Annotated in this window: 8 protein-coding genes; 6 read left to right on the top strand and 2 right to left on the bottom strand. The window is 35.6% G+C overall.

What is annotated here, in order from left to right; genetic code table 11:
• Window positions 1–93: 93 nt before the first annotated feature.
• The 3 genes from AC0J6S_RS02855 (at window position 94) to AC0J6S_RS02845 (ending at window position 2,630) form a co-directional block, all read left to right on the top strand.
• Window positions 94–576 (top strand): GyrI-like domain-containing protein, encoded by a 483-nt coding sequence (locus AC0J6S_RS02855; RefSeq protein ID WP_474955350.1) that lies wholly within the window; start codon window positions 94–96, stop codon window positions 574–576.
• Between the two features lie 126 nt (window positions 577–702).
• Window positions 703–1,179 (top strand): RDD family protein, encoded by a 477-nt coding sequence (locus tag AC0J6S_RS02850; RefSeq protein ID WP_474955349.1) that lies wholly within the window; start codon window positions 703–705, stop codon window positions 1,177–1,179.
• Between the two features lie 104 nt (window positions 1,180–1,283).
• Window positions 1,284–2,630 carry a deoxyguanosinetriphosphate triphosphohydrolase gene (locus AC0J6S_RS02845; protein WP_474956312.1) on the top strand — a complete coding sequence of 449 codons (1,347 nt, stop codon included), beginning with the start codon at window positions 1,284–1,286 and terminating at the stop codon, window positions 2,628–2,630.
• Between the two features lie 3 nt (window positions 2,631–2,633).
• On the opposite strand, the gene AC0J6S_RS02840 is transcribed toward AC0J6S_RS02845, so the two are convergent.
• Both AC0J6S_RS02840 and AC0J6S_RS02835 read right to left on the bottom strand, forming a co-directional pair.
• Window positions 2,634–3,668 carry a DUF3078 domain-containing protein gene (locus AC0J6S_RS02840; RefSeq protein ID WP_474955348.1) on the bottom strand — a complete coding sequence of 345 codons (1,035 nt, stop codon included), beginning with the start codon at window positions 3,666–3,668 and terminating at the stop codon, window positions 2,634–2,636.
• Between the two features lie 38 nt (window positions 3,669–3,706).
• Complete coding sequence (locus tag AC0J6S_RS02835) at window positions 3,707–5,488, bottom strand: 1-deoxy-D-xylulose-5-phosphate synthase (RefSeq protein ID WP_474955347.1); 1,782 nt, start codon at window positions 5,486–5,488, stop codon at window positions 3,707–3,709.
• 93 nt (window positions 5,489–5,581) lie between these two features.
• Here AC0J6S_RS02835 and AC0J6S_RS02830 point away from each other — a divergent pair, with 93 nt between their 5' ends.
• From AC0J6S_RS02830 to AC0J6S_RS02820, 3 genes are all read left to right on the top strand, one after another.
• On the top strand, window positions 5,582–6,025 hold the full coding sequence (locus AC0J6S_RS02830) for a nucleoside deaminase (RefSeq protein WP_474955346.1): 444 nt from the start codon (window positions 5,582–5,584) through the stop codon (window positions 6,023–6,025).
• 274 nt (window positions 6,026–6,299) lie between these two features.
• Window positions 6,300–11,960, top strand: coding sequence for an alpha-2-macroglobulin family protein (locus tag AC0J6S_RS02825; RefSeq protein ID WP_474955345.1), 5,661 nt, complete (start codon window positions 6,300–6,302; stop codon window positions 11,958–11,960).
• A 128-nt stretch (window positions 11,961–12,088) separates the two neighbouring features.
• Complete coding sequence (locus AC0J6S_RS02820; protein WP_474955344.1) at window positions 12,089–12,679, top strand: transposase; 591 nt, start codon at window positions 12,089–12,091, stop codon at window positions 12,677–12,679.
• The last annotated feature ends 208 nt before the right edge of the window (window positions 12,680–12,887 follow it).

The following is a 12,887-nucleotide window of genomic DNA, read 5'->3' as shown; positions in this document are numbered from 1 at the left end:
ATTTTTAAAGAAAAAACAAAAAGGATTTTCACTTCAATCGGGGCTAAAATACAATCGTTTTTTATAATTGATTTAGAATCTAAAGCAATAAATATGACATTCCAATTAAATAATATACTGACTTGTGGATTTTCTATTGAAATAACAACTTCCCAGAGTCAAAATTTTGTAATAATCCAAGATCATTGGGTAAAATTTAATGCTGAATTGAAGAGATTAAATCTAAAACAAAATGATGGAAATTGGGAAAAATATGGGATTACCTATAAAATAAACGAAAGATATTTCTATATGGCATCGATTCCTTATTTTGGACAAGTAGTGCCAGATAATTTTGTTTATAAAGAAATTCCAAAAGGTGAGTATGTCTTTTTTGTTCATACCGGTAAAATGGATGAAATAAAAAATACGATTTACAACATCTATAAAAAAGTATTACCAAATTCAGGATTAAATATTGAGCACTATTCCAAAGCAGGTTTTATCCATTTTGAAAAATATGACTTTCGTTTTCAATGGAACAGGCCAAACTCAATAATTGAAATATATTTGCCTTTAAATACGGGTACTAAATAGTTTTTACTATTTAAATAACGTGTTTGATAAGCACATAATAAAGGGGTTTGCAAATGTTTTTTTTGTAAATAATTCACTATATTTGAGATAATTCACATTATAAACAATCCTTTTATACTAAATGCCATGGAAAATAAAAAATTTACTGTTACTGATGATTTACTAGCTTCCAAAGGCCAACGTCTACTGAATTTCGTTATTGATTTATTTATAATTTATGTTATCGAAATAAGTATTGGTACGACCATAATTCTAATTGGAGATTTAACGAAAAGTGATACAGCCTCAAATTGGGTTTCCTCATTAAGTATTGTTGAAAGTTTCTTTTTTGGACTTGTTATCTTGTTTTTTTATTATTTAACAACTGAAATGTATTTTTCCAGAACCTTCGGGAAGTATTTCACTAAAACAATGGTGGTAAAACACGATGGTTCAAGACCCATTATGAAAAATGTAATTATACGAACACTTTCTAGATTAATTCCTTTTGAGCCTTTTTCATTTTTAACTGCAGTTAGAGGATGGCATGATACATTATCGGTTACCTATGTGGTGAAAAAGCATGATTTTATAGCCAAAAAGAAACTGTTTTCGGAGGAATAAAAAAGCAGAAAAGATAAAATTAGCGGTCATTTTAGGCTGCTTTTTTGTTTTTAAACACATCCTTTTCTTTATATTCGCTCCTTCTAAATACCAAAAATAAAATGATGAACTGGGAACAACTTTTATCACTAAAACGACAAGGCGACAAAGGCAAAAGATTGCGTGTAGAACAAGATGATACCCGTTTGGGGTTTGAGGTGGATTACGACCGTATCATTTTCTCAGCCGCTTTTAGAAGTTTACAGGATAAAACACAAGTTATTCCGTTATCAAAAACTGATTTTGTACACACCAGATTGACGCATAGTTTAGAAGTTTCGGTTGTGGGTCGTTCTTTGGGACGATTGGTCGGTAAGAAAATCATTGAAAAATATCCACATTTGAAAGAAGTTCATGGCTATCACATGAATGATTTTGGTGCTATTGTTGCTGCGGCTTCGTTGGCGCATGATATTGGAAATCCACCTTTTGGACATTCCGGTGAAAAAGCGATTGGAGAATACTTTTCGATTGGAAAAGGACAGCAATACAAAGACCAGCTTACGGCAAAAGAATGGCAAGATTTAATTGATTTTGAAGGGAATGCGAACGGTTTTTCGGTATTGACGGCTAGTCGTCCTGGAATTGAAGGCGGACTTCGAATTTCGTATGCAACTTTGGGTGCTTTTATGAAGTATCCTAAAGAAAGTTTACCAAAAAAACCAACCAAAGACATAGCCGACAAAAAATATGGTTTCTTTCAAACCGATAAAGCTTTTTTTCAAGATGTGGCTTCTGATATGGGTTTGATTCCAAATAAATCAGGCGATAATATAGGTTTCGAAAGGCATCCTTTGGCATATTTAGTAGAAGCGGCGGATGATATTTGTTATACCATTATTGATTTTGAAGACGGAATCAATTTAGGATTAGTTTCTGAGGATTTCGCGTTGGAATATTTGATAAAATTGGTTAAAGACAGTATTGATACTTCTAAATACAAGACTTTGGAAACCAAAGAAGATCGCATTAGTTATTTACGCGCTTTGGCTATTGGAAGTTTAATCAATGATGCCGTAAAAGTATTTGTCGAAAATGAAGCCTTGATTCTGAACGGAAAATTCCCTTTTGCCATAATGGACAAAAGCAAGTACAAAGCCCAGATGGATGACATTATCAAGATTAGTGTCGATAATATTTACCAAAGCCGTGAAGTAATTGAGAAAGAAATCGTAGGCTATCAGATTATTCAAACGTTGTTGGATAAATTTATAACCGCTTTTAATAATAAATACAATGGAAATGCGTCTAATTACGATTCTTTAATTCTGAAAATGTTACCTGAAAAACACCATTTGGAGAAAGAAAATCTGTACGGAAGATTGCTGCATATTTGTCATTACGTGTCTCTGTTGACTGATGGAAATGCACTTGAGTTATTTGAAACTATCAACGGTAGAAAAAAGAATTAATATTTAAAAAACATATTCGATTCCAACTCCAATTGCTTGTCTTAATTGTGTTTTTGGGCCTTCGGTTACTTGTATTCCAGCAATTTCCCTTTTTGATTTAATGTCGTCATCATATATAACATGTGCTCCAATATTGGCTTTTACATATTGATTTACAACAAGCTGAACTTGCAAATCGCAATCAACATCTATATTTCCAAAACGATTAACATAATCAGAATATAAGCTCAGACGATTTTCTAAACTGATATTTTTGAAGATTTCTTTTTTGTATTTGTTGGTAATCAGAAAACCAAGTTCCATTTTTACTTGTTCACCAGCAGTTAATAAGTTTCCATCTAAATCATAAGTAGCTTTTACTACTCCAAAAGCACCTTGATTTGCTAATCTTTGGTCTAAAACTAAGGTTGTTTTAAATGTAAAAGGAGAGATATAGAACGTACGGTTTTTTTCTTTATTGATATTTTCTGCGCCTATTCCCATAAAAATATAAGCGGGTGCAAAGAGTTTTGAAATAGCAATTTCGTTATTTGGATAGGCATAACCGTTAGTAAATTGCGTATTAAAATTAAATTTAGCCGAATGAAACCAGTTAGAAAGTGTATCTTTTCTATATCCAAAAGTAGAGTTTAAATGGATGGCGTCGTCTGTTTTTCGAAGATCGATTCCGTCTTGCTTATTCAAACCGTATCTAATTATTAATTCATTTGACCAGTTATAATTACTACTGTTATACACTCTGTGAAATTTACCTTTAAATAAACCGGAAATTGAACTTGTTCCCCCAGCAGACCAGTTGACGAACGCAACTTCGGAAATGTCAAAGCCTAAACTGTTTTTTTTACTCCAATAGGATAATGGTAGATAATGCGTTTTTGTTTGTATTTTTAGCGGAACAGACAATGATTTGCCTGCAGTTGTTAGTGTGGTTATAGGTTTAAGTCCGTCGGAAAGAGTGGTGTTTGTCGCTTCTTGGGAAAAACTATTAAGAGGAAATGTGAACGAAAGTAGTAATAAGGTGTAGGTTAAAAATTTCATCTGAGAGTACTTGTGTTTGGGGTTGCAAAATAATTATTTTAATAACTCGAAAAAAGTTTTTCAAGACTTTTAACGTCAATTTTGCAATATTGTTGTAATTCCGCTACAGTTCCATGTTCAATAAACTCATCAGGAATACCCAAAACAGTAATTTTTGGCGCATAATTGTTCTCTGAGGCAAACTCGAGAATCGCACTTCCAAAACCGCCTTTTACAGTTCCGTCTTCTATAGTCACTATAGTTGTAAATTCAGTAAAAATAGTGTTTAATGCCTTTTTGTCTATCGGTTTTACAAACGGAAAGTCATAATGCGCAATGGTTTCTGGATGTTTCATTTTGGTTATAGCCGAAATGACATTATTGCCAATAGTTCCATTGGATAAAACAGCAACTTTTGAGCCTTCTTTGATGCAAACACTTTTTCCAATTGCTAATTTTTCATAGTTTCCAAGATGTTTCGTTTGCCAATCTTGGATGACTCCGCGACCTCTTGGATATCGAATGGCTATAGGATGAGTTAATCCCAATTGCGCTGTGTGTAAGATATTTTGTAACGCTATTTCATTCATCGGTGCATAAACAATCATGTTAGGAATGCATCGCAAATAAGCCAAATCGAAAACACCGTGATGCGTTGCTCCGTCTTCTCCCACTAAACCTGCTCTGTCCAAACAAAAAATTACCGGAAGATTTTGCAGCGCTACATCATGAATTATTTGGTCGTATGCTCTTTGTAAAAATGTCGAGTAAATATTGCAATAAACAATCATGCCTTGAGTGGCCATTCCGGCAGCCAAAGTCACCGCATGCTGTTCGGCAATTCCAACGTCAAAAGCACGTTTTGGAAAGGCCTCCATCATAAATTTTAACGAACTTCCGGACGGCATTGCCGGTGTAATTCCTATTATTTTTTCGTTTTTTATGGCCAAATCTAAAACGGTCAAGCCAAAAACATCCTGATATTTTGGAGGTAAATTTTCTTCTGATTTAATGTGAATTTCTCCCGTTAAAGCATCAAATTTTCCGGGAGCATGGTATTTTACCTGATCGTCCTCGGCCTGCTGCAGGCCTTTTCCTTTGGTGGTAATGATATGAAGGAATTTTGGCCCTTTTATTTTTTGTAAACGCTTCAATTCTTTGATCACGGCAAATATATCATGACCGTCTATTGGACCCGAATAATCGAAATTTAAAGATTTGATCATGTTGTTTTGCCTCGGATTTTTTCCTTCTTTTACGGCAGTGAGGTATTGTTTTAAAGCGCCCACACTTGGATCAATCCCGATGGCGTTATCATTCAGAATCACCAATAAATTAGCATCAGTAACTCCGGCGTGATTTAGTCCTTCAAAAGCCATCCCTGAAGCGATGGAAGCGTCGCCAATAACAGCAATATGTTGTTTACTGAAATCGCCTTTTAAATTAGAAGCAATTGCCATTCCTAAGGCTGCCGAAATGGAAGTAGAGGAGTGGCCTACACCAAAAGCATCGTAAATACTCTCACCTCTTTTTGGGAAGCCGGAAATTCCGCCGAGTTGCCTGTTGGTATGAAAATTTTCTCTTCTTCCTGTCAATATTTTATGTCCATAGGCTTGATGGCCTACGTCCCAAATCAATAAATCATTTGGTGTGTCAAAAACATAATGCAACGCAATGGTCAATTCGATGACTCCTAAGCTTGCGCCAAGATGGCCTTCTTTTACAGCCACAATGTCGATAATGAAATCGCGTAATTCTTGGGCAACTTGAGGAAGTTGGGCTTCGTCAAGCAAGCGTAAATCGGTTGGGTTATTGATGTTTGAAAGTAAATTATCTGACATAAAGCAAAGGTACGATTTGAAATTGTATTTTTGCAGTCGATAAAAAAAGTTGTTTCACAAAGAATTTAAATTTGCGAATTCGCGGTCTATACTATGATAAATCCTTTCACCGACGAATATTTTATGAAAAAGGCTTTGCAGGAAGCTGAAATGGCTTTTGAAAAGGGCGAAATTCCTGTTGGTGCTCTAATTGTCATTGATGATAAAGTCATTGCCAGAAGTCATAATTTAACTGAATTACTGAATGATGTTACAGCTCACGCTGAAATGCAATCCATTACCGCTGCTGCGAATTATCTTGGCGGGAAATATTTAATTGGTTGTACGCTTTACGCCACACTGGAACCTTGCCAGATGTGTGCCGGCGCTCTCTACTGGAGTCAGATTTCGAAAATTGTATATGGAGCCAGTGATGAACATCGTGGTTTTGTGAAAATGGGAACTCAATTGCATCCTAAAACTACTGTTGTTTCTGGGGTTTTGGCTAATGAAGCTTCGGAGTTGATGAAGCGATTTTTTGTCGAGAGAAGGAAGTAGAGTATTCAAGATGTGCACTAGCCCAGATAGCAGTGAAAATCCTTATGTGCCAATCCCGAAACTTCGGGACGGCATATAAGATTGTAACGAATAGCAGGAATAAGCTCCTAAAAAAATATCTTTAAAAAATAATTTCGTCTCAAAGAATTTTCTTCTTAAAATAATAAATTAAATATTCTACATTTACTATAATATAACGGTAACAAACTAGTTATTGTGTTACTTGTGAGATGTTGCAATAATTTAATTTATAACCCATTAACTCTAGCTTCAAGTGAAAACAAAAGGATTAATTTACGTGTTTTGTGTGTTTTTTTTGTTTCAAGCGTGTGGTAGAAAATCTGCTGCCGATTTTAATTCAGATTTCTCACTATTCAAAGAGTTTATTGTCAGTTTTACGGGAGGGATTGTCTCTTCAGAATCAGACATTAGGGTAGTTTTGGCTTTTGATAAAAAAGAATGGAAAGTCAATGAGGTTTTAGATAGTGACTTGTTTACTATTTCTCCAAGTGTAAAGGGAAAAGTAATTGCGCTTTCAACCAATACAATTGCTTTTGTTCCCGAAAAAAAGCTGGAATCGGGTACGGAATATCAAGTGACTTTACATTTGGATCAACTGAATCCAAAGGTAGCCGAAAAAGATAAAACACTTTCCAATTTCAATTTTACGGTAAAAACTATTAAGCAAGACTTTGTGGTCAATACGCTCGATGTTCAATCCTACAGCCAAGAATATCAATACTTGAATGCGGTACTCAAAACCGCAGACAATATCGATTTGGAAACTGCTAAAAAATTGATTGAAGCCGAGCATAACGGGAGTGATTTGAAAATTGTTTTCGAAAAAACGAATGCAGTTGGTAAAGAATTCAGGTTCAGAATTGATAGCATTCAACGATTAGAATCTAAAAGCAATCTTGGGATAAAATACGACGGAAGTGATTTTGATATCGATCAAAAAGGGACTATCGATTTCCCGATTACGGCATTGAAAGAGTTTAAAGTGGTTAAGACCGAAATTCAAGAAGGAGATAATCAAACTTTATCTATTAATTTTTCAGAACCCTTAGAAAAAGGACAAGATTTTAAAGGATTGGTTGCCATTCAAAACACAAATAATTTAAAGTTTTCTGCACAAGGTAACGTGTTGAGAGTTTATTTCAATAACGAAGTATCCGCTCAAAAACCCGTTGAAGTTGCTCCAGAACCAGTTGCAGAAGTTGTAACTATTGATTCTACGGCTGTGGTTGTTGACAGTGTTTTGGTTGAGGAACCTGAAGAAGTTGCCGCAATTGAGCCTGAGCCAGTTGTTGATTTGCAAAAGCCGACAGGAGAACTGTTGTTGGAAATTTTTCAGGGAATCGAAAGCGAATACGGTAGAAAGTTAAATGAGAATTATACCGAGAAAATATCATTTGATGAAATAAAGCCTAGCGTTCGGTTTATCAAAAATGGAACAATTCTGCCAAGTTCTAATAATTTGAAACTCAATTTTGAGGCTGTAAACCTGAGTGCTGTTAATGTAAAAGTGTATAAAATTTACAAAAACAATATCATGCAATTTTTGCAATACAACGAACTCAATGGCAGTCAAAACCTAAAAAGAGTGGCGCAACCCATTGCCAAATCAACCCTGAATTTAAAAGAAAATACATTACTAAATCTAAGTAAGTGGAACACTTTTGCTCTCGATTTATCTAAAATAATTACTCCTGAACCAGGTGCGATTTATAGAGTTGAATTTGTTTACAAGAAAAAATATTCTTTGTACAAATGCGAAACTGCGGAGGAGGATACAACCGATGAGGAAGAAGAGGTTGATGAGAATGATGTCAATTACAGCATAAATTCTTATGATGATTATTACGACGATGATTATGAATGGCGAGAAAGTCAGGATCCTTGCTCAAGTTCTTATTTTTATAATGCCAAAATAGCAACCAATATTCTGGCTACTGATTTGGGCGTAATTGCAAAAAGAGGCGAAAATAAATCGTATTTGTTTGCCGTAAATAATATTGTCACTACTGAGCCAGTTACAAACGCAAGAGTAGATTTGTATACTTTTCAGCAGCAAAAAATAACTACAGGAACCACCAACAGCGATGGAATTGCGACTTTTCAGTTGGATAAATTTGCCTATTTTGCTATTGTAACTCAAGGTGCGGAGTCTACTTATGTTAAATTAGACGACGGGAATTCATTGTCAGTGAGTAATTTTAATGTGTCTGGTGAGACTTTACAAAAAGGACTTAAAGGATTCATTTATGGAGAACGAGGCGTTTGGCGTCCGGGAGATAATTTGTATTTGTCTTTCATTTTGAATGATGCTTCAAATAAAATTCCACTAGGGCATCCTATCAAATTTCGACTATCTGATCCAAATGGAAAAGTAACGTATCAAACGGTTCAAAAATCGAATGAATGGAATCATTATGCATTTACAGTTCCAACAGCAAATGATGCGCCCACTGGAAATTGGGAGGCAATGGTTAGCGTGGGTGGTGCGAAGTTTTATAAAAGCATCAAGATTGAAACCATCAAACCCAATCGTTTGAAAATCAAAAATACTTTCAAACGAACTATACTTTCTTCAGCCTATCCCAATACGAGCAATCTTGAAGTGGCTTGGCTTCATGGCGCTGTAGCCAAAAATTTGAATGTGGAAATGCAAGCTAAATTTTCGCAACAAATAACGACTTTCAAAAATTATGATAAGTATATTTTTGATGATTTGGTTCGAAAATTCAGCACCGAAGAAGTTACTGTTTTCTCTGGAAAATTAGATGCCACAGGAAAAGCGAATGCTACGATAGACCCAAAAATACAAGGAGAAGCACCTGGAATGTTAAAAGCGTCGTTTATAACCAAAGTGTATGAAGAAGGCGGCGATTTTAGTACTGATGTTATAGCGACGACCTATTCTCCGTACCTTACTTATGTGGGGATAAAGTCGCCTGAGCCGAACAAATACGGCATGCTAGAAACCCGTACCATGAACCAATTTGATGTGGTTACGGTTGATGAAAACGGAAGACCAAAGTCGGTTAAAAACCTGGAAGTAAAAGTCTACAAGGTAGAATGGCGCTGGTGGTGGGATGCATCTAGTGATAATTTATCGAATTATAATGCTGATAATGCTACAACTTCGTATAAAACTTTTATAATCAATACCGATGCTAGCGGAAAAGGAAATATCCGTTTTGCCTTGACTGATGAAGAGTGGGGACGTTATATGATTCGGGTTTCTGATGCTGTTGGCGGACACGCAACGGCTTTAACGGTAAATATCGATTGGCCAACATGGTCTGGAAAAACGAGAAACACAGATGCTTCTACGGCCAATATGTTAGTGTTTTCAACCGATAAGGAGAAGTATGCTGTGGGTGAAAATGCTCAAATTTCGTTTCCATCTAGTGCAGGAGGGCGAGCTTTTATCTCTATCGAAAATGGTTCGAAAGTAGTACAAACGCTTTGGGCGAAGACCCAAAAAGGAGAAACCAAAGTTACCATTCCGATTACGGCGGCTATGGCTCCAAATGTGTATTTTAATATTACGCTGTTGCAACCACACGCTTCAACCAAAAATGATTTGCCAATCCGTATGTATGGAATTGTACCCATCGAAGTGGTTGATAAAAACACCATCCTTGCTCCCAAATTAGTAATGCCAGATGTGTTGCATCCGGAACAGTCATTTGCCATAAAAGTGAGTGAACAATCCGGAAAAGCAATGACCTATACCATCGCTATTGTTGATGAAGGATTATTGGATTTAACCCGTTTCAAAGCGCCAAATGCTTGGGATAGTTTTTATGTTCGGGAGGCTTTAGGTGTAAAAACCTGGGATATTTATGATGATGTGATTGGAGCGTATGGCGGAAAAGTAAATCAGATTTTCAGTATTGGTGGTGACCAAGATTTGGGTGGTGGAAAAGCCAAAAAAGCCAATCGTTTCAAACCCGTCGTGATTTATATGGGACCTTTTAAATTAGATAAAGGACAAACCAAAACCCATCAAGTAAAATTACCGAAGTACATAGGTTCTGTAAAAACTATGATCGTGGCTGGCGATGCAACTACAAGTGCATATGGAAGTGCCGAAAAAGCGACTCCGGTTCGCAGTCCGTTAATGGTTTTGGCATCGTTGCCTAGAAAAATTAGTCCATCCGAGAAAGTGACGATTCCAGTAACCGTTTTTGCAATGGAAAAAAACATAAAAAATGTTACGGTTCAGATTAAAACGAACAACGAATTAAAAGTTATTGGAAGTGCTGTTCAAACATTAACTTTCCCTCAGCCTGACGAAAAAATGGCCTATTTCAATTTGGCCGTAGGTTCTGTAACCGGAATTGGAAAAGTACAGATCGTCGCGACTTCCGGCAAGGAGAGATCCGTGTATGATGTGGAGATTGATATGACCAATCCGAATCCAGTGACCAATACATTCACTGATGTGATTTTGGAACCAAATAGTACTAAAACTATTTCGTGGAAAACATTTGGTGTTTCGGGAAGTAATAAGGCAAAACTGGAGGTTTCCTCGATGCCAACGATCAATTTAAACGGACGCTTACAGTATTTGATTCAATATCCACACGGTTGTGTGGAGCAAACGACTTCGTCGGTTTTTCCACAATTGTACTTAAATGATATTACCGATTTGGATGCTACTCGTCAGCAATTAATTCAAAAAAATGTGACCGCTGGAATTACTCGTTTAGGAGGCTTTCAATTATCAAATGGCGGAATGTCATACTGGCAAGGAGGAACCGTTGCCGATGATTGGGGTTCTTCGTATGCGGGACATTTTATGATTGAAGCAGAGAAAAAAGGGTACTTTTTGCCAATCTATTTCAAAACCAAATGGATTTCATATCAACAAAAAGAAGCCAAACAATGGCGATTTGTACCGAGTTACGGAAATGATTTGGCACAATCGTATCGCTTATACACATTAGCATTGGCGGGAGCACCAGATTTGTCTTCTATGAACAGATTGCGTGAAACTAAAGGAATTTCGAACGAAAGTAAATTGCGCTTGGCTTCAGCTTATGTATTGGCGGGGCAAAAATCAGCAGGTTTGACGTTGTTGCTGAATACTCCTATAGATAATAATTCGAATTATAATTATTACTATTATGGATCTGACGACAGAAATCGTGCCATGGCTCTCGAAACATTGTTATTGCTTGGGCAAAAGCAAAAAGCATTTGCAATGGCGACAAAATTGGCTAAAAATATGTCAAGTGACCAATGGATGAGTACGCAAACTACGGCGTATTGTTTGTATGCCATGGCTAAATTTTCCGTGAGTAATGGTCCAAAAGGAATCGATGTCCAGTTCAGTAAAGACGGAAAAACACAAGCGATTAAAACGATGAAAACCATCGCAGACCTAAGTTTGGTTGTCAAAACGGGTTCCAATAGTGTGACTTTAAAAAATAACAGAAAGAACATATTGTATGTTCGTGTGCTGAATACAGGAATTCTTCCAATTGGACAAGAAAAAGCGATTCAGAGTAATGTTTCGGCTTCGATTGTTTTCAAGAACAGAAAAGGAAGCGTTATCAATGTGTCTAAAATCAATCAAGGAACTGAATTTGTTGCTGAGGTTACGGTTAAAAGCCTGAAAAATGAACGTGTAGAAAATGTGGCGTTGTCACAAATTTTGCCTTCTGGTTTTGAAATTGTAAATACCCGTTTCACGGATTACGGAGATACCACCAATAACGTTGCTGATTATATTGATATTCGCGATGATAGAACCAATTTCTATTTTGGATTAAAAGGGGGAGAAGAAAAAACCTTTAGAATTTTACTGAACGCTTCTTATTTGGGAACGTACTATTTGCCAGGCTTGCAGTGCGAAGCGATGTATGACAATACGTTTTTGGCAAGAACTGAAGGTTTTTGGGTTCAAGTTGTGAAGTAGAATGTATCCTAACAGGTTTCCAAAACCTGTTAGGTATTACAAAAGTTTAAAGGGTTTTTATTTTTAGAATGAAATTATACCTAACAGGTTTACAAAACCTGTTAGGATGATAAAAAATGGTATTAGCTATGGAAAAAGATATTTTCGAATCAGGTCAATATTATCACATATACAATAGAGGAAATAACAGGGAGAATATTTTTATTGAGGAGAAAAACTATAATTATTTTCTTAAGAAAATGAAGAAATATCTTTTACCAATGGCGGATGTTTATGCTTACTGTTTACTCAAGAATCATTTTCATATTGTGTTAAGAATTAAAGACAAAGAAGAGTTGCCAGAAAAATTAAAAGAAAAAATTCATGTGCCTTTTTCTAATTTTTTTAATTCGTATGCCAAAAGTATCAATAATGCTTATAATAGAACAGGAAGTTTATTTCAAGAGCATTTGCAAAGAAATAGAATCGAAAATGAAGAGTATTTGAAACAATTAATAGTGTATGTCCATTTAAATCCTATAAAACATAAATTTATTGAATCATTCGAAACGTATTTGCATTCATTATACCGTTCTTATTTGTCAAATAGAGAAACGAATATTGATAGAGATTTTATTCTCGAATTATTTGGAGGTTTAGATAATTTTAAGTTGTATCATGATGAAAGAAGATTAGTATATGAAGGAGTAATTGATTCGATTGATCAACTGGATGACTAGATAATATTTGGATTTACTAATCCTAACAGGTTTCCAAAACCTGTTAGGTATTTATATGTTGTACTAAGCTAATTTTCATTTAGCGATGGAAAAAAATATACCTACCAGGTTTCCAAAACCTGTTAGGTATTTATATGTTTTACTAAGCTAATTTTCATTTAGAGATGGAAAAAAATATACCTAACAGGTTAAAAAAAACCTGTTAGGA

Source organism: Flavobacterium sp. TS_SC_5 (genome assembly GCF_056156265.1).
The sequence above is the reverse complement of the archived record's forward strand: the minus strand, read 5'-3'. Positions and strand labels throughout refer to the sequence as shown.